Origin of the sequence: Bacillus sp. V2I10, from assembly GCF_030817055.1 — a bacterium.
Classification (GTDB): Bacteria; Bacillota; Bacilli; order Bacillales; family Bacillaceae; genus Bacillus_P.
The window spans coordinates 408,141-424,979 of sequence record NZ_JAUSYV010000001.1 but is presented as its reverse complement, the minus strand read 5'-3'; the positions used below and the strand labels follow the sequence as shown (position 1 = coordinate 424,979).

The following is a 16,839-nucleotide window of genomic DNA, read 5'->3' as shown; positions in this document are numbered from 1 at the left end:
TCTGTTTTTTAATTAGCATCCAATAGGATGGTTACTTTAAATAAATCTCCATCCACTTCAATCTCCAATCGGCCTCCATGAAGTTCAACAATCGATTTGGCAATCGTCAGGCCCAGTCCGGAGCCTTCGGTATGACGTGATGAGTCTCCGCGTTTAAACCGTTCAAATAATTCATCTGTGTTTTCGCTGAGCTCATACTTCGTTACATTCTTAAAAGAGATAAGGACTTGATCCCCGGTTTTTTTAACCGAAAGGTACACTCTAGTATTCTCTAAGGAATACTTAAGGATGTTGCCAATCAAATTTTCAAACACTCTCCACATTTTTTGCCCATCTACGACTGCATAAACAGGTTCATCCGAATGAGTCACCCTGAATTGCAGAGAAGACTGGCTGATTGCTTCATTGTATTCAGCAAGCGCCTGCTGCAGAAGCTGCGCAATATCTACGTTTTGTTTTACTAGATCAATATTGCCGCTCGCCATTTTTGACGCCTCAAACAAATCATCAATCAGGATTTTCAGCCGCTGTGATTTGCGGTCAACAATTTGCACATAGGAATCTCGTTCCTCTTCTGACAGGTTAGGATTTTTCAATAATTCCGTATAGCTGATGATCGAAGTAAGCGGTGTCCGCAAATCGTGGCTGACATTCGTAATCAGCTCCGTCTTAAGCCGTTCGCTTTTCACCTGCTTTTGCTGTGAGGTTTTTACCCCATGCTTTAATGCATTAATATTCGCTGATAGATTAGCCAGAATGGTTTTTCCCTTAACCGGCAAATCGGTTTCGAGATTTCCAAGCATAATGTCATCTGTGTTCTTGACGATCTGATTAAAATAGGCCAGCCGCTTAAAAAGAAGCAAAGCAGCGGGAAGACCGATTAGCAGGAACATCGGGAAATAGAGCAGAACATAACGGGGCTCTATGATAACAATGACGGCTCCTGCGCCAAAGGCAAAAACAATGGATAATAGGATCAACAGCTGAACACCTGTTTTTTGAATAAGGAAGGCTCCTGCTGCGATTTTTATAAGCTTATAAAGAAGGGCAGTCTTCCATTCAGATTTCAGGTCTGCTTCATTCCTAAAGCGATTGAAAAGCAGGGCTGCCTGAATAAACAGAACGGCAATAAAAAACGTTCCCGCCATCAGGAAAAGCAGGGAATAAACCCACTCATATCCAAACCGATATGGATAATAATCACTTATATCAAATGAAACAAGTAAAGCTCCCATGAAAGAGATAAAACAGAGCAATAATCTTATATCCAGGGGAATCCGATGATAGGTCTGACCCCATCTGCTTTTTTGCAGCCCTTCATAAAACGGCCGTCTTCTTAATAAGAAAAAGCTTATTAGAAGTGCTGCCAGTCCGCTTATGGAATGGCTGTAAAAAAAAGTCTGTGATTTTTGAAAATCTCTGTATTCAGTCATTATTTCACTATCATCAGGTGCTGACTTCGGCAGAGCAATTTGTCCGGCAAACCTTGATTCTTTCATATCAAACATGGTCCCTATCACTTCACCGTCTCCGAAATAATGAAACCCATCATTTGATGTGATATAGCCTTTAGAACCGGGATAGCTCTCCATATAAAGCATTTCCTTATTATTCATGTATTCTTTAGAATCTTCATTCTCATCCATGTTTAAGTTTGTAAACACTTCGCCTGTATCAATATCTTTCAGGTAATAGACAAATAATTTCTCATTCCTATTAAATTCAGAACGCATATACTCGTAGCCTTCTCTATAAAACTTATCAATACGTGATTCTTTTTCTTTGATAATTTTTTCCCGGACATATTCTTCATCTTTAAAATTCTTTGTAATATCTTCAATCTTCTTGTTTCTTTCCTCCGTATATACCTCTTCAGCGGCCTTATTTCCATTATCCTTGGCTGATTGAATCTGACCTTCGTATTGACTTTCAATGTTCATGATTTGTTCCGTTAAGTCGCCATATCTGTAGCGGTGATCTTCTATTTCCTCTGCTGAAACGGTGATTTTCTTTTTGGCCTCTTCTTTTGTCATGCCATTTAATTCAAACAGACTGATCAAATTAGCGAAATAGCTGACTCTATCTTGAAATTCATAAGATTGAAAATAAGTCTTAAAGAGATACCGATCTCCCTTTGACAAACCTGCAATCACACCGCTTAATCCATATGTCAGCAAGAACATGACAATCAAAAACTTTAAACTATTTTTCCATTTTGTACCCAATTCCCCATACCACCTTTAAAAACCTCGGATTTTTAGGATCGATTTCAATCTTCTCTCTTATCTTCCTGATATGAACCGCCACTGTTTTTTCTGCATTGTAGCCAGGCTCATTCCATACACGTTCATAAATTTCAGTAATAGAAAACACGCGGCCGGCATTCAGCATCAATAATTCGACAATGCTGTATTCAATGCGGGTAAGCTTTACGTTCTCACCGTGCACCGTCACTTCTTTAGCTGTTTGATCAAGGGTAAGACCATTCAGATCTACGGTCTTTTTCACACCTTCGTATGTACCAAGCGTCACATACCGTCTTAGCTGTGATTTCACTCTGGCAATCAGCTCCATTGGGTTGAACGGTTTGGTCACATAGTCATCTGCCCCGACCTGCAGGCCTAGTATCTTATCGGTGTCTTCACTTTTGGCACTCAGAATAATAATCGGAATATTTTTTTTCTCGCGGATTTTAAATGTTGTTGAAATGCCGTCAAGGCGCGGCATCATAATATCCAATAGAATCAAATGAACAGAGTGCTCATTCAGTTTTTCAAGAGCTTCTATGCCGTCTTTTGCTTTTATCACAGTTATGTTTTCATTCTTTAAATAGATTTCAATCGCATCGCGAATTTCTTTATCATCATCCACTACTAAAACGTTATAATTTGTCATTTTCTCACGCTCCTTTCAAAAGTATATCTGTTTTCATGTTATTATCTACAGTCTAATGGGAAATTCTTAACACTCTGTCTGTGGAATGTTTAAGAATTTCTTAAGAAAATATTCTTTATTAGCTAAGAAAGAATGGCCTATGCTTTTTCTTTAACAATACGGGATAATGCAGAAAAGATTTGAGGTAAATGTTTCTTTGGAAACTTATAAGAATTGTCAAAGCTGCGGTATGCCATTATACAGAGATGAACATGGAGGCGGAACAGAAGCAAACGGAACAAAAAGCAGTAAATATTGCAGCCATTGTTACCAAAATTGAGCCTTTACAATGCCCGACATCACTTCAGATGAAATGAAAGAAAAAGTAAAGGGTAAAATCAAGGAGTTTGGTTTTCCGGGGTTTCTTGCTGGTTTATTTACACGCAATATCCATAAGCTTGAACGCTGGAAATAAAGGTGCTTATTATTGACCGAGCGAGGTGTTTTGCGGCGGTGATTGAAGCAATTTACTATTTTCATCTGAAAATGATAAAAAGCTGCCTCCTGGGAGACAGCTTTTTTAACTGAAATTGTTCCTCTTTGTACCCGATACAAACCGGTTCCCGCTCACCCAGAATCTCCATGGATATTCTTTTGCCTCTCCGCTGTTGTCTATTCCAATTCGCGGTCCTGCAGATGTAAGTTCAGGTTCTCTGCCTTCTGCAATATACAGTGGCGACTCCCATAAAGGACGTCCATAATCTTCTTTTACAATACCCAATGCTTTAGTCAGTTTTCCGGGCCCATTTGTGAGATCTTGCTCCCTTTTAACCGGACCTCGCCGTTCATACATCAATTCCAGTCCTTCAACCGGCTCTAAACCTCTAATTAAAATTGCTTCAGGAGAATCTATCACTCCGCTTACAACATTTACAAGGCAGTGTGTGTGCATGACATATGTATAAGTATAGCCAGCTGGACCAAACATGACTTCTGTTCTTGCTGTCCGCCGGTTATTGAAGCTGTGTGCAGCCTGATCCCCTGGTCCGATATAGGCTTCAGTTTCAACAATTATTCCTGCAGCAATGCCTTCTGCTGTTTCTTTTACCAGAATTTTTCCGAGAAGAGCCTGGGCTAATTCCAGTGTAGGTTTATTAAAAAAGGACGTATGAATAGGCTGATGAATCATGTTGTCCACCTCTTTAAAGATTCTCTTAAAATCATATCAAATGGAATTCATTCAAGCTAAACTTTATACTGAATCGTACTTTATACTCCCTAATTATCAGCATACCAAATAAAACGGATTTTCACTCTTTCTCTTTTTTCGAATGGATACTATGAATGCATCAGATTTCTTAATATAATTAATTATCAGATTTATTTAGAAAGGCGGACTATAAATGATTAGGGCAGCAATTATCGGATTAGGTGCAATCGGACAGCGATTAATAAAGAACTTTACAGACCATCCAGATATCATTATTTCAGCTATATGTGACCAGAATGCTGAAGTTACACGTGAAACATCTGAAAGACTTGAAAATGTGCCTTCATTCACTGACCATGCAAAAATGCTTGAAGAAGCAGAAATCGATCTTGTTTATGTAGCAGTTCCGCCCAAATTTCATCATGGGGTTGTGACCGATGTGATGGCAAGGGGCAAGCATGTCTTATGTGAAAAACCTTTGGCAAACTCATTGGAAGAAGCAGAAAGTCTTTACATACAAGCAAAAGAAAAAGGAATCATCCACGCAATGAATTTTCCTTTGAATTATAGTGCTGGAAGCAAAACCTTTGCTTCCCTCATAAAAGAGGGCTATGTTGGAGAGCTGAGACGGCTTGAGTTAAAGATGCGTTTCCCCGAATGGCCGCGCCCGTGGCAGCAAAATGACTGGGTTGCAAGCCGTGAACAAGGCGGTTTTGTACTGGAAGTCGGCGTTCACTATATTCAGCAAATCCAAAAAATCTTCGGTCCTGTCCATGTTTTGAATAAAACAGTTCAATATCCAAAAGATCCAGCTGCCTCTGAAATTGGAATCCTGGCTCAAATGGAGCTGCAGGACGGCACGCCTGTCTTATTCGATGGCCTGAGTCAAATTGCAGGTATGGAAGAAATCCGATTTACTGCTTATGGGACAGAAGGAACTCTATCCTTGCTGAACTGGTCGGCACTCGAAGGAGGCAAGCATGGGGAACCTATACAAGGGATTGATGCAGACAGTTCACTTGCCAATTCTTTAATTGATGAGCTTGTATCAGCCCTGAAAGGCGAAAAAGCTGAGATTATTGATTTTGAGGCAGGCTATCAGGCACAGAATATTTTAGAAAAATTAAGAGGATAAGAAGGGTTGATGAAAAATGAAAAATGAAATCATTGAACGATTTACTTCCTATGTAATAATTGACACACAATCAAATGACAGCAGCGAAACATGTCCTTCCACTGACGGACAGCTGACACTCGCACGAACTCTTGCAGAAGAACTGAAAGCAATTGGCTTAGAGGATGTAAGCATGGACGAATTTGGGTATGTGATGGCCACTCTACCATCCAATACGGATAAGCAGGTTCCAACGATCGGCTTTTTGGCACACATTGATACCGCAACTGATTTTACCGGAAAAAATGTGAATCCGCAGGTTCATGAAAACTATGACGGACAGAACATCCTGCTGAATGAAGCAGAGCAAGTGACTCTGTCTCCAAAAGACTTTCCTAATTTATTAAACTATCAAGGCCATACCCTTATAACAACAGACGGCACCACTCTGTTAGGAGCTGACAATAAAGCGGGTATAGCTGAGATTATGACGGCGATGGATTATTTGATCAGGCATCCTGAGATCAAGCACGGCAAAATCAGAGTGGCTTTTACTCCTGATGAGGAAATCGGACGCGGACCACATAAATTTGATGTGGCTACCTTTGATGCGAAATACGCTTATACAGTGGACGGCGGTCCTCTCGGAGAGCTGCAGTACGAAAGCTTCAGTGCGGCAGGGGCCTCCATTACAATTAAAGGCACCAACATCCACCCTGGAACGGCTAAAGGAAAAATGGTGAATTCCATTAAGATTGCAATGGAGCTGCAAAGCAAGCTGCCTGCTGAACAAGCTCCTGAATTAACAGAAGGCTATGAAGGCTTCTTCCATCTTCTTTCTTTCAGCGGGGATGTTGAACAAACGAAGCTAAGCTACATTATCAGAGATTTTGATAAGGAAGCGTTCCAGCAGAAAAAACAAACGATGGCCGGTGTTGTTGATGAATTGAAGGAGAAATACGGAAGCGAACGCATCGTCCTTGAGATGAACGATCAGTACTACAATATGCGTGAAAAAATCGAGCCTGTTAAACAGATCGTTGACATTGCATACAAAGCGATGGAAAACCTGGACATTCAGCCAATTGTTGAACCGATCCGCGGCGGCACAGATGGATCCCAGCTCTCCTATATGGGCCTTCCTACCCCGAATATTTTTACAGGCGGAGAGAATTTCCACGGCAAGTTCGAATATATATCAGTTGATAATATGCAAAAAGCAACACAGGTTATTGTTGAGATTGCGAGATTGTTTGAAGAGAATGCAGCTGACTGATTTGACAAATAAGAAACGCTTTGGGTGAAAATCCAAAGCGTTTTTGATATTCATTTACGCTATTAAAGGGAGTTAGTTTTCACTGTTTTCTTTCCCGCTTTCATGTATAATTATTCATGATAAATATGGAAAAATTGACCGTTTTTTATAAATATTTCTTTGTTCAAATCCGAGCAAACCAAGAGGGAGAATGATATGACAAACACAATTATTCAGTTTAAGCAGGTTACGAAACAATATGACAATGATCCTGCTGTCCTTAATCATGTCAGTTTTGAAATCGAGCGCGGTAAATTTTATACACTTCTTGGCCCTTCAGGATGCGGCAAGACAACTATTCTTCGGCTGATTGCCGGGTTTATTGAGGCGTCTGAAGGAGAAATCCTTTTTAACGGAAAAAAGATAAATGATGTTCCTGCTAACAAACGCCAAGTAAATACGGTGTTTCAGGATTATGCACTGTTTCCTCATTTGAATGTTTTCGAAAATGTTGCATTCGGACTGCGCATTAAAAAAATGAATAATCGGGATATTGAATTGAAAGTAAGAGAAGCCTTAAGCTTTGTAAACCTTGCTGGATATGAAAAAAGGGAAATTCGGGAAATGTCCGGAGGCCAGCGCCAGCGGGTCGCAATTGCACGTGCGATTGTCAATGAGCCGGAAGTGATTCTTCTTGATGAACCATTGTCAGCCCTGGACTTAAAGCTTCGCACTGAAATGCAGTATGAACTGCGAGAACTTCAGCAGCGTCTGGGCATTACCTTTATCTTTGTCACCCACGACCAGGAAGAAGCTCTCGCGATGTCTGATGAAATTTTTGTTCTGGACAAAGGGAAAATACAGCAAAGCGGGACTCCAACGGATATATATGATGAACCTATTAACCGCTTTGTTGCTGATTTTATTGGTGAATCCAATATTGTAAAAGGGACCATGCTTGAGGATTACCTTGTAGAATTCACCGGCAGACAATTTGAATGTGTCGATCAGGGTCTGACTCCAAATGAACCTATAGAGATCGTCATTCGTCCTGAAGATTTAGAAATCACTTCTTTGGAACGCGGGAAACTCCAGGTACGTGTTGATTCTCAATTGTTCCGCGGTGTTCATTATGAAATAAGCAGCTATGACAAGGATGGAAACGAATGGCTCGTTCATTCCACAAAGAAAGCCACCGTCGGAGATGAGATCGGCCTTTTTTTTGACCCCGAAGCGATACATGTAATGAGATTCGGTGAGACCGAAGAGGAATTTGACAGACGTTTAGAAGCCTATACAGATGGAGAAGAGCATGGAAAATAAGCTGACCCGAAATTTGTATATGATTCCCTATGCTCTTTGGATTGCTCTCTTTGTTATTGCACCGATAGTTCTTGTTCTTTATTATTCTTTTATTGATATTGAAGGAAATTTATCGCTTGCCAATTACCAGAACTTCTTCACACCGGTCTACATAAAAATGACCTTGAGTTCATTTTGGTATGCTTTTTTGATCACAGCTCTTTCCCTGCTTATTGCATACCCAACTGCTTATTTGCTGACTTATACAAAGCATAAGCACCTTTGGCTGCTGCTGATTATTGTCCCTTCCTGGATTAACTTATTGTTAAAAGCCTATGCTTTTCTTGGCATTTTTGGCACGTACGGTGTTGCTAACAGCTTTTTAGAAACAATCGGCATTGGCTCGCAGCAGTTATTGTTCACCGATTTCAGTTTCATTTTTGTATCGGTTTATATCTTTATTCCATTTATGATTTTGCCTATTTTCAATTCACTGAATGAATTAAATCCAACCCTGCTGGATGCAGCGCGTGATTTGGGGGCATCAAGCTGGACTGCCTTTTGCAGAGTCATTTTTCCGCTTACGATTGATGGCGTTAAAGCTGGATGCCAGCTTGTCTTTATACCTGCTCTTTCTCTGTTCATGCTGACAAGATTGATTGCTGGAAACAGAGTGATCACACTCGGAACTGCGATTGAACAGCATTTCCTTGTGACTCAGGACTGGGGTATGGGGTCGACCATTGCTGTCTTTTTGATTATTTTTATGTTTCTGATTATCTTCCTTACCGGAAATCGAAAGCGGGGTATGTAAGTTGGATAAGAAAATATCCCCTCTATCCAGGATCTTTTTAATTTTGATCTTTCTCATCCTATATACGCCAATTTTCTTCCTTGTGTTTTATTCGTTCAACAGCGGCGGTACGATGTACAACTTTGAAGGATTTACGCTTGATTGGTATAAGGAGCTTTTCACAGATACGAGGCTGCTGATCATCGTGCTGAACACACTCGTTATCGCCTTGCTGTCAGCTCTTATTTCCACCATTATCGGTGTTCTTGGAGCACTTGCCATTCATTCTTTTAAAAGCAGACAAACAAAAAACACATTGTTGTCATTGAATAATGTGCTGATTGTCAGTCCTGACGTTATTATTGGCGCTTCGTTTTTAATTCTGTTTACGATGGCAGGAATCAAGCTTGGATTTTATTCAGTCCTCTTATCTCATATTGCATTCAGCGTTCCGATTGTTGTCTTAATGGTTCTGCCGAAACTGATGGAGATGAGTCCAACCTTGCTTGATGCAGCAAGAGATCTTGGCGCAAGCAGCTGGAATGTCCTGACTAAAGTGACCTTGCCATTTATCACACCGGGTATTTTTGCAGGATTTTTTATGGCTCTTACGTTCTCTCTTGATGATTTCGCTGTTACCTTTTTCGTAACCGGCAATGGATTCACTACGCTGTCCGTTGAAATCTATTCACTTGCGCGCCGGGGAATCTCATTGAATATTAACGCCTTATCAACCCTGCTTTTCCTTTTCACAGTCCTGCTTGTGATTGTTTACTACTTCATCACGCAGCGAAATAAGCAAAGCGGATGGGGGGTAAGAAAATGAAGAAGCTGGTCCGCGTTTTCTTCGCGATTATTCTCGTGTCGGGCATCCTTATGTATGCTGTTTCAGAGCTGAACTCTTCACAGGGCTACTCAAGCGGCAATACGCTTACGATCTTTAACTGGGGAGACTACATTAATTCCGATCTGGTTGACCGCTTTGAGAAAGAAACAGGCATTAAAGTCATCTATGAGACCTTTGATTCAAACGAGGCGATGATGACAAAGATTGAACAGGGCGGAACGACTTATGATATAGCCGTTCCTTCTGAATATATGATTGATAAAATGAGACAAGAAGATTTGCTTATCCCTTTGGATCATTCAAAGCTTCCGAACTTGAAAAATATTGATGACCGGTTTATGGATTTGCCATTCGACCCTGAAAATAAATATTCCGTTCCATATTTCTGGGGAACTGTCGGCATTATCTATAATCCAACGATGATAGACGGTAAAAAAATCACGAGCTGGAATGACCTTTGGGATTCCGATCTGCGAAATGAGATCCTGCTGATTGACGGGGCAAGAGAAGTGATGGGAATGGGCCTAAACAGCCTTGGCTACTCTCTAAACGATACAAATAAGGATCATTTAGAGGAAGCAAAACGAAAGCTTGATTCCCTCACTCCAAATGTCAAAGCAGTTGTTGGAGATGAGAGCCGGATGCTGCTGGAAAATCAGGAAGCAGCAATCGGGCTTGTATGGTCTGGGGTTGCATCAGAGATCATGTATGAAAATGAAGATCTGGAGTATGTAGTTCCAGAGGAAGGCTCAAACTTATGGTTCGATAACATGGTTATCCCGAAAACAGCCAAAAATGCAGAAGCTGCCCATCAGTTCATCAACTTCATGCTGGATGCTGAGGTGGCCGCAGAAAACACCGAATATGTCAGCTACTCCACACCTAACAAAGAAGCCTTAAAATACATGCCGGAAGAAATGGTAAACGATCAGCGCTTCTATCCTCCGCCTGAGCTGACGGAAAGACTGGAAGTGTATGAGAACCTTGGCAAAAAGAATTTGGCTTATTATAATGAGCTGTTTTTAAAATTTAAGATGCATCCGAAATAAGAAAAAGGGAGTCCTGGTTTTTCTGGACTCCCTTTTCTGCTTATTTCGCGCTTTTAAGGTTTGTTTCTTTTTACACCATTATTTTGCAAATATCATTCGTAAACTCTACAGGATCTTCAATCGGCAATCCTTCGATCAGGAGCGCCTGATTAAATAACAGGTTTGTATACAGCGCTAATTTTTCTTTATCCTTTTCAAAGGAATCTTTTAAAGAAGCAAATACTTCATGATTTCGATTAATTTCAAGAATTTTTTCAGCCTGTATATTCTGGTTGTTCGGCATCGCCTTCAGGATCTTTTCCATTTCCGTCGTCACTTCGCCTTCTGTTGCGATGCAGACTGGATGCGACTTCAGCCGCTTTGAAATTCTTACATCCTTCACTTTGCCGGCAAGAATCGTTTTCATCTCTTCAAAGAGTTCTTTGTTTTCTTTTGCTTCCGATTCTGCACTCTTTTCATTCTCGCCTGCTTCTATGCCTAAATCTCCGCTTGAAATCGATTTGAATTCTTTTTCCTGGTAATTCATCAGCATTCTGATCGCAAATTCATCCACTTCATCCGTGAAATATAAGATATCATAGCCTTTATCAGCCACAACCTCTGTCTGCGGAAGCTTTTCAATTCGTTCATAGCTTTCTCCTGCAGCATAGTAGATGTATTTCTGATCTTCAGGCATGCTTGAAACATATTCATCAAGAGTGATCAGCTTTTTCTCTTTTGATGAATAGAACATGAGCAGGTTCTGAAGATCTTCTTTGTTTGCCCCAAAATCACTGTAAACGCCATATTTCAGCTGTCTTCCGAAAGAGTTATAGAATGTTTCATACTTTTCTCTCTCATCTTTTAATAAGCTTTGCAGCTGGCTCTTAATTTTATTCTTGATATTTTTTGCAATCAGCTTTAGCTGGCGGTCATGCTGGAGGATTTCTCTTGAAATGTTGAGAGATAAATCCTCAGAATCTACCATTCCTTTTACAAAACTGAAATAGTCAGGAAGCAGGTCTGAGCATTTTTCCATGATTAACACACCATTAGAGTAAAGCTCTAGTCCCTTTTCAAACTCTTTAGAGTAGTAATCATACGGAATCTGTTCAGGGATATAGAGAATTGCATTGTATCTGACGGCACCGTCCACACTGATATGGATATGTTTTAACGGTTTATCAAATCCATAATGTTTTTCTGCATAAAAATTCTCGTAATCTTCCGAAGTGAGCTCATTTTTATTCTTTCTCCAAATCGGAACCATGCTGTTGATCGTCTGTTCTTCCAGAACCTCTTCAAACTCTGTTTCGCTGTCTTCTTTGCGTTTTCTCTCCGTTACATCCATCTTAATTGGGTAGCGGATGAAATCAGAGTATTTTTTAATGATGGCTTTTAAGCGGTATTCTTCTAAATATTCATCATACGAATCGTCTTCTGTGTTTTCTTTGATGCTAAGAACAATCTCCGTTCCGACCTCTTCTTTTTCACAAAGCTCGATCGTATAGCCGTCTGCTCCCCCAGAATGCCATCTATAGGCATCTTCGCTGCCGATTGTTTTCGTTGTCACAATGATAGCGTCTGCTACCATGAAGGCTGAGTAAAAACCAACTCCAAATTGACCGATAATGTCATGGCCATCCTTCAGCTCATTTTCACTTTTAAAAGCATGAGAGCCGCTTTTCGCAATAATTCCAAGGTTGTTTTCAAGTTCTTCTTTTGTCATCCCAATCCCAGTATCTGAGATTGTTAATGTTCTATTTGCCTTGTCTGCCCTTACTTTTATGTAGTAATGGTTCTGGTCAAATGATAGGCTGTCGTCTGTTAAAGCTTTGTAATAAATTTTATCAATCGCATCACTCGCATTTGAAATCAGTTCTCTTAAAAAGATTTCTTTTTGAGAGTAAATTGAGTTGATCATCATTTCCAATAGTCTCTTAGACTCCGCTTTGAACTGCATTTTTTCCATTGTCATTCTCCTTTCAAACTGCTTTTTAGCACTCTTTTCATGAGAGTGCTAACCACTAATTAAATAACATATATTCCCGTTTTGTGTCAATATCCATCTTCAGGATTTCGGATGGTAGACAAACAAGGACTGTTTTTGTTATATTAGTTACCTAGAGTAACTGTTATCTAGGGTAACTATTTATTTAATGAGGTGTTTCCTATAAAAACATATCAAAAGTTTTTTCAGCAGCTTCTGCTGTTATACCGTCCTTTTGAAAACAGACTGAATATGGAGCTTGCCAAACACGATTTATACAGAGCTCAATGGTCTGTTTTGCATTATTTATGGAATTACGGGACAGCTACGCTTGTTGAGCTTGCCGATTATCAAAGTGTTGAAAAGCCTACCGTTACAAGAACCATCAGCCGCCTTGAGGAACTGGGATATGTAGAGCATGTTCCCGGCAAGGATAAGCGTGAAAAGAGAATGCAGCTTACGAATCTTGGGAGAAAGGTTTACGGGGATGTTCGAGTAACAATCGATGACTATGAACAGGAAATTTTAAAAGGAATTTCAGAAGAAGAACAGCTTGAGGTGATCCGGATCATGAAAGATATTCGGAACAATATTAGAGAGTAAGGTGGCAAAAACGTGAATCAGACAACATCCAAATTATGGACGAAAGACTTTATTGTCGTGTCGTCCATCAATTTTTTCTTAACGTTAATCTTTTACTTATTAATGGTGACTATTGCTGTTTTTGCAGTGAATGAGTACAGTGCCTCTACGAGTGAGGCGGGACTTGTAACCGGGATTTTTATTATAGGCGCACTGATTGGCCGGCTTTTAATTGGAAGGCTCATTGTAACTTTCAGCCGTAAAAGGATCCTGTATACAGGGCTTTTTCTGTTTACCCTGACAACAGCCTTTTATTTCTTTGAGTTTGGACTTGGCTTCCTTCTTTTCAACCGTCTTGTCCATGGAATTACCCTGGGTATTGCAAGTACAGCAACAGGCACTATAGTAGCACAGATTATTCCCGCTTCTCGAAAAGGGGAAGGCATCGGGTACTACAGTATGAGTGCAACTCTTGCAACAGCCATCGGCCCTTTCATCGGGCTGTACTTGAGCCAGCATGCAAGCTTTCAAACTATCTTTACCTTCAGCGTTGCATTAGGCGTCATCAGTTTAATCATTGCCTTTTTCTTGTATGTGCCCCCGCTTGATGGTTCAGCAAAAAAAGCAGAAGTACGAGGATTCAGACTTTCAAATTTTGTAGAGCCAAGAGCTTTGCCGATCGCATTTATTACACTTGCAGCGGCGTTTTGCTATTCAAGTGTCCTGTCCTTTATTAATTTCTATGCGAAGGACATTCATCTTGTCAGCACAGCAAGCTTCTTTTTCGTCGTCTATGCGGCAGCTGTCTTGGCTTCACGTCCATTTACGGGCCGATTAATGGACAAAAAAGGGGCAAATTTCATTATGTATCCTGCCTTCCTCTTATTTGGAGCAGGTATGTTCCTTTTGAGCACGGCAAGTACTAGCTTCATTTTCTTGCTTTCTGGTGTTTTGATCGGACTTGGATTTGGAAACATGCAATCAACGACACAGGCGATTGCTGTTAAATTAACGCCGCCTCACCGTATGGGTCTCGCCACTTCGACTTTTTTTATCTTCCTTGACGCAGGTTTAGGGTTCGGACCTTATCTGCTTGGATTTGTCATTCCGGTGACAGGATACAGTACCTTGTATGTGATTTTAGGTGTATTAGTCCTTGCCAGTTCTGTTCTTTACTATTTTTTGCACGGGAAGAAAGAAAGTGCGGCATGGGCAAAAGTTAATGCTTCTGCATCTGCTTGATGAGGAGGAAAAAGGACATCCCGAATGAGGATGTCCTTTTTTGTTGGATCTATTAAATTTCAGAATTGATCTTTTCACTGATCCGCCATTTTTTTGAAATCTTTTCAATATGGTAAGGCGCTGTTCGACAGCATCCTCCTATTAAGCGGGCACCTGCCTTGAACCAGTCTTCTGATAGATGATCCAGTTCAAGACAAGATTTCTGGCCATGCCATGTTTTAGTGGCTGGATTGTAGGCTTCTCCAGAATTCGGGTAAACAATAACTGGTTTTTTTGTATGCCCGCTCATCACTTTTATGGCTTCATTCACTAATTCCAGTGGTGCACAGTTGATCCCAATTGCAGCAATTTGCCCGTTGTCCCCGAAGGTATTTGCACACACCTCGAGCAAAGTGCCATCACTAATCGCTTTCTCATTTTTCAAGGAAAAGGATAGCCAAGCATATGTATCGGGAAATTCATCCAATAAATCACTTAAAACTTTTGCTTCCTGAAGAGAAGGAATGGTTTCAAATGCCAGTATTTCAGCACCTGCTTCAATCAAAGCTGACATTCTGGGACGATGAAAATCTTTTAAAGTCTCATCCGTAACCCCATAGATGCCTGTATACTCTGAACCGTCTGCAAGATAGGCGCCATAAGGCCCAATTGATGCCGCAACCAACGGCTTTGGTCTAATTGCTTCCATTTCTTCCTTCCAAAAATCATCTCTGGCTTTTCTTGCAATCAGCACTGTTTTCTTTATTAACTGCAATGCTTCTTCTTCTTCGATTCCCCGCTTCAAGAAACCATCGATTGTTGCTTGATAGCTGGCCGTAATAGCACAGTCCGCTCCCGCACGGAAATAGTCTGAATGTACCTGATAAATCACTTCGGGGTTTTCGAGTAATATTCGGGCAGACCAAAGGGGATCGTCCAAATCACAGCCATGCTGTTCGAGTTCTGTAGCAAGTGCCCCATCAAGGATCATGACGGAATAGTCACGTAAAATGGCTTCAATTGGATTGAGATTCTGCTGCATATCCTTCTCCTCTTTTCTTAATAAAATGTGTTGCATAATAGCTTCCATAGCAAAACAAAATAAATGGAATGCCGCAATAGAGGGCAATTCGCTGTGCGGGATCAAATGCGATTCCAACCAAAGATGCCAGACACAGCACAAAAGATGCAATCGGTACCAGGGGATAGAAAGGTGTCCGGTAAACCAGGTCCTTTATCGAATGTCCTTGTTTAATATATTGTCTGCGAAAGAAAAACTGTGACACGCTAATACTCATCCATACGGCAACCACGGCTAAACCTGAAATGGAGACAAGGACTATATATACGGTATCTGGTGCAATAACACTTGAGAACAAAGCCAAGGTGCCGCCCAGCATACTGAAAATCACTGCATATATAGGCACACCGCGCTTTGTCACTCTTGCAAAAATGGGTGATATCGTTTTCTTATCTGAAAGTGACCAGAGCATTCTAGAAGCAGCATACAGGCCTGAGTTTGCTGCAGACAAAATAGCTGTTAAGATCACGAAATTCATGATATCTGCTGCATAGGGAAGGCCAATTCGTTCAAATACAGAAACAAAGGGACTTTTTAAAACTCCTGAATCCGATGCGGGCAGCAGTGCAGATAAGACAACAATGGTTCCAACAAAAAAGATAATCAATCTCCATAATGTTGTCCGAATGGCCATTGGAATCGTTTTTTCCGGATTGACTGTTTCTCCAGCTGCAACCCCTATTAATTCTGTTCCCGAATAGGCAAAATTCACAGCAAGCATCGTCATAATAACGGCAAATGCACCATTCGGAAATAATCCTTCGCTTGTGAGATTCGTAAAGAACGGAGCTGAATTGGAATCCGTCAGTGGAATAAAACCAATAATTGCTGCTCCTCCCAAAAGAATAAAAATCACTATGGCAACGACTTTAATCGATGCAAACCAAAATTCAGATTCCGCGAAAAACTTAACCGTCACAGCATTTAATGCAAAGATTAGCAATGCAAACACCGCACTCCAAATCCAGACGTTAATAGATGGAAACCACCTCTGCATCAGCAGCCCCGCTGCCGTGAATTCCGAACCTAACGCAACCGTCCAAGTCAGCCAATACAGCCAGGCTACAGTATATCCTGTTCCTGGACCAATATATTTAGCGGCATAGCTATGAAAAGCGCCAGTCTCCGGCATATGGACGGCTAATTCCCCTAAACAAAGCATAACGAGATAAACGACCAGGGCACCAACAAGATACGACAGGATCGTCCCAAACGGTCCAGCCTGTTGAATCGTATAACCCGTGCTTAAGAATAAACCTGTCCCAATTACACCTCCAAGAGATAACATTACTAAATGTCGAGATTGCATTTTCCTCTGAAATTGCTGCTTAGCTTCCATTTTTACTCCCCTTTTTTCACATCCAAAAAAATGAAAAACGCACTCTTTAAAAAGAGTGCGTTACTGACAAATAAAAGGCACGCTTATCTATCAGGTCAATTCACCCGCTGGAGTTAGCACAGTATCATAAGAGACCTGCTGCTGAGGTTTCAAAGGGCCAGTCCCTCCACCTCTCTGGATAAGAAATTATTTTTTTACTACAA

At 40.8% G+C, this 16,839-nt stretch carries 16 protein-coding genes and 1 riboswitch; of the genes, 10 read left to right on the top strand and 6 right to left on the bottom strand.

All coding sequences use genetic code 11. The features are described 5' to 3' along the window. Nucleotides 1-8: 8 nt before the first annotated feature. Together QFZ72_RS02335 and QFZ72_RS02330 are read right to left on the bottom strand one after the other, a co-directional pair. The gene (locus tag QFZ72_RS02335) at nucleotides 9-2,225 is read right to left on the bottom strand and encodes a sensor histidine kinase (protein ID WP_307428905.1); all 2,217 of its coding nucleotides are present in this window, start codon (nucleotides 2,223-2,225) and stop codon (nucleotides 9-11) included. Continuing rightward, nucleotides 2,203-2,895 carry a response regulator transcription factor gene (locus QFZ72_RS02330; RefSeq protein ID WP_307428902.1) on the bottom strand — a complete coding sequence of 231 codons (693 nt, stop codon included), beginning with the start codon at nucleotides 2,893-2,895 and terminating at the stop codon, nucleotides 2,203-2,205. Before QFZ72_RS02330 ends, QFZ72_RS02335 begins: the two co-directional genes overlap by 23 nt. A gap of 166 nt (nucleotides 2,896-3,061) precedes the next feature. On the opposite strand from QFZ72_RS02330, the gene QFZ72_RS02325 reads away from it, so the two are divergent. Then, complete coding sequence (locus QFZ72_RS02325; protein ID WP_307428899.1) at nucleotides 3,062-3,214, top strand: zinc ribbon domain-containing protein; 153 nt, start codon at nucleotides 3,062-3,064, stop codon at nucleotides 3,212-3,214. A gap of 9 nt (nucleotides 3,215-3,223) precedes the next feature. Next, entirely contained in the window at nucleotides 3,224-3,349 is a 126-nt protein-coding gene (locus QFZ72_RS02320; RefSeq protein ID WP_307428896.1) for a hypothetical protein, read from the top strand. 105 nt (nucleotides 3,350-3,454) lie between these two features. Here the strand turns inward: QFZ72_RS02320 and QFZ72_RS02315 are convergent, their stop codons facing one another. Continuing rightward, nucleotides 3,455-4,063 (bottom strand): DNA-3-methyladenine glycosylase, encoded by a 609-nt coding sequence (locus QFZ72_RS02315; RefSeq protein ID WP_307428893.1) that lies wholly within the window; start codon nucleotides 4,061-4,063, stop codon nucleotides 3,455-3,457. 214 nt (nucleotides 4,064-4,277) lie between these two features. Between QFZ72_RS02315 and QFZ72_RS02310 the strand changes: the two genes are divergently transcribed. The 6 genes from QFZ72_RS02310 to QFZ72_RS02285 all read left to right on the top strand — a co-directional run bounded on the left by QFZ72_RS02310 (nucleotide 4,278) and on the right by QFZ72_RS02285 (nucleotide 10,444). Beyond that, nucleotides 4,278-5,219, top strand: a complete 942-nt coding sequence (locus QFZ72_RS02310) for a Gfo/Idh/MocA family protein (RefSeq protein WP_307428890.1) — start codon at nucleotides 4,278-4,280, stop codon at nucleotides 5,217-5,219. A 16-nt stretch (nucleotides 5,220-5,235) separates the two neighbouring features. Further along, the gene (gene pepT, locus QFZ72_RS02305) at nucleotides 5,236-6,474 is read left to right on the top strand and encodes a peptidase T (protein ID WP_307428888.1); all 1,239 of its coding nucleotides are present in this window, start codon (nucleotides 5,236-5,238) and stop codon (nucleotides 6,472-6,474) included. Nucleotides 6,475-6,669: 195 nt separating this feature from the next. After that, nucleotides 6,670-7,776 (top strand): ABC transporter ATP-binding protein, encoded by a 1,107-nt coding sequence (locus tag QFZ72_RS02300; RefSeq protein ID WP_307428885.1) that lies wholly within the window; start codon nucleotides 6,670-6,672, stop codon nucleotides 7,774-7,776. Next, a complete protein-coding gene (locus QFZ72_RS02295; RefSeq protein ID WP_307428882.1) occupies nucleotides 7,766-8,569 on the top strand; it encodes an ABC transporter permease in 804 nt (267 codons plus the stop codon). Before QFZ72_RS02300 ends, QFZ72_RS02295 begins: the two co-directional genes overlap by 11 nt. A 1-nt stretch (nucleotide 8,570) precedes the next feature. Next, nucleotides 8,571-9,374, top strand: coding sequence for an ABC transporter permease (locus QFZ72_RS02290; RefSeq protein ID WP_307428879.1), 804 nt, complete (start codon nucleotides 8,571-8,573; stop codon nucleotides 9,372-9,374). After that, nucleotides 9,371-10,444, top strand: coding sequence for an ABC transporter substrate-binding protein (locus QFZ72_RS02285; RefSeq protein WP_307428877.1), 1,074 nt, complete (start codon nucleotides 9,371-9,373; stop codon nucleotides 10,442-10,444). The genes QFZ72_RS02290 and QFZ72_RS02285 overlap by 4 nt, the downstream gene beginning before the upstream one ends. A 70-nt stretch (nucleotides 10,445-10,514) precedes the next feature. Here QFZ72_RS02285 and htpG read toward each other — a convergent pair whose 3' ends face one another. Then, nucleotides 10,515-12,395, bottom strand: a complete 1,881-nt coding sequence (gene htpG, locus QFZ72_RS02280; protein WP_307428875.1) for a molecular chaperone HtpG — start codon at nucleotides 12,393-12,395, stop codon at nucleotides 10,515-10,517. Between the two features lie 270 nt (nucleotides 12,396-12,665). On the opposite strand from htpG, the gene QFZ72_RS02275 reads away from it, so the two are divergent. Next, complete coding sequence (locus QFZ72_RS02275; RefSeq protein WP_307428872.1) at nucleotides 12,666-13,016, top strand: MarR family winged helix-turn-helix transcriptional regulator; 351 nt, start codon at nucleotides 12,666-12,668, stop codon at nucleotides 13,014-13,016. A gap of 12 nt (nucleotides 13,017-13,028) precedes the next feature. Then, nucleotides 13,029-14,237 (top strand): MFS transporter, encoded by a 1,209-nt coding sequence (locus QFZ72_RS02270; RefSeq protein ID WP_307428870.1) that lies wholly within the window; start codon nucleotides 13,029-13,031, stop codon nucleotides 14,235-14,237. Nucleotides 14,238-14,289: 52 nt separating this feature from the next. Here the strand turns inward: QFZ72_RS02270 and mmuM are convergent, their stop codons facing one another. Both mmuM and mmuP read right to left on the bottom strand, forming a co-directional pair. Beyond that, the gene (gene mmuM / locus QFZ72_RS02265) at nucleotides 14,290-15,258 is read right to left on the bottom strand and encodes a homocysteine S-methyltransferase (RefSeq protein ID WP_307428867.1); all 969 of its coding nucleotides are present in this window, start codon (nucleotides 15,256-15,258) and stop codon (nucleotides 14,290-14,292) included. Beyond that, nucleotides 15,233-16,636 (bottom strand): S-methylmethionine permease, encoded by a 1,404-nt coding sequence (gene mmuP / locus QFZ72_RS02260; RefSeq protein ID WP_307428864.1) that lies wholly within the window; start codon nucleotides 16,634-16,636, stop codon nucleotides 15,233-15,235. Before mmuP ends, mmuM begins: the two co-directional genes overlap by 26 nt. Before the next feature lie 80 nt (nucleotides 16,637-16,716). Then, nucleotides 16,717-16,821: riboswitch (SAM riboswitch) on the bottom strand. Nucleotides 16,822-16,839: the final 18 nt, after the last annotated feature.

Excerpts from the sequence above, each read along its gene's own strand:
- QFZ72_RS02300 (WP_307428885.1), top strand. The coding sequence starts at position 6,670 with ATGACAAACACAATTATTCAGTTTAAGCAGGTTACGAAACAATATGAC.
- QFZ72_RS02310 (WP_307428890.1), top strand. The coding sequence starts at position 4,278 with ATGATTAGGGCAGCAATTATCGGATTAGGTGCAATCGGACAGCGATTA.
- QFZ72_RS02330 (WP_307428902.1), bottom strand. The coding sequence starts at position 2,895 with ATGACAAATTATAACGTTTTAGTAGTGGATGATGATAAAGAAATTCGC.
- htpG (WP_307428875.1), bottom strand. The coding sequence starts at position 12,395 with ATGGAAAAAATGCAGTTCAAAGCGGAGTCTAAGAGACTATTGGAAATG.
- pepT (WP_307428888.1), top strand. The coding sequence starts at position 5,236 with ATGAAAAATGAAATCATTGAACGATTTACTTCCTATGTAATAATTGAC.
- QFZ72_RS02320 (WP_307428896.1), top strand. The coding sequence starts at position 3,224 with ATGCCCGACATCACTTCAGATGAAATGAAAGAAAAAGTAAAGGGTAAA.
- mmuP (WP_307428864.1), bottom strand. The coding sequence starts at position 16,636 with ATGGAAGCTAAGCAGCAATTTCAGAGGAAAATGCAATCTCGACATTTA.
- QFZ72_RS02295 (WP_307428882.1), top strand. The coding sequence starts at position 7,766 with ATGGAAAATAAGCTGACCCGAAATTTGTATATGATTCCCTATGCTCTT.
- QFZ72_RS02315 (WP_307428893.1), bottom strand. The coding sequence starts at position 4,063 with ATGATTCATCAGCCTATTCATACGTCCTTTTTTAATAAACCTACACTG.
- QFZ72_RS02325 (WP_307428899.1), top strand. The coding sequence starts at position 3,062 with ATGCAGAAAAGATTTGAGGTAAATGTTTCTTTGGAAACTTATAAGAAT.
- QFZ72_RS02275 (WP_307428872.1), top strand. The coding sequence starts at position 12,666 with ATGGAGCTTGCCAAACACGATTTATACAGAGCTCAATGGTCTGTTTTG.
- QFZ72_RS02285 (WP_307428877.1), top strand. The coding sequence starts at position 9,371 with ATGAAGAAGCTGGTCCGCGTTTTCTTCGCGATTATTCTCGTGTCGGGC.
- mmuM (WP_307428867.1), bottom strand. The coding sequence starts at position 15,258 with ATGCAGCAGAATCTCAATCCAATTGAAGCCATTTTACGTGACTATTCC.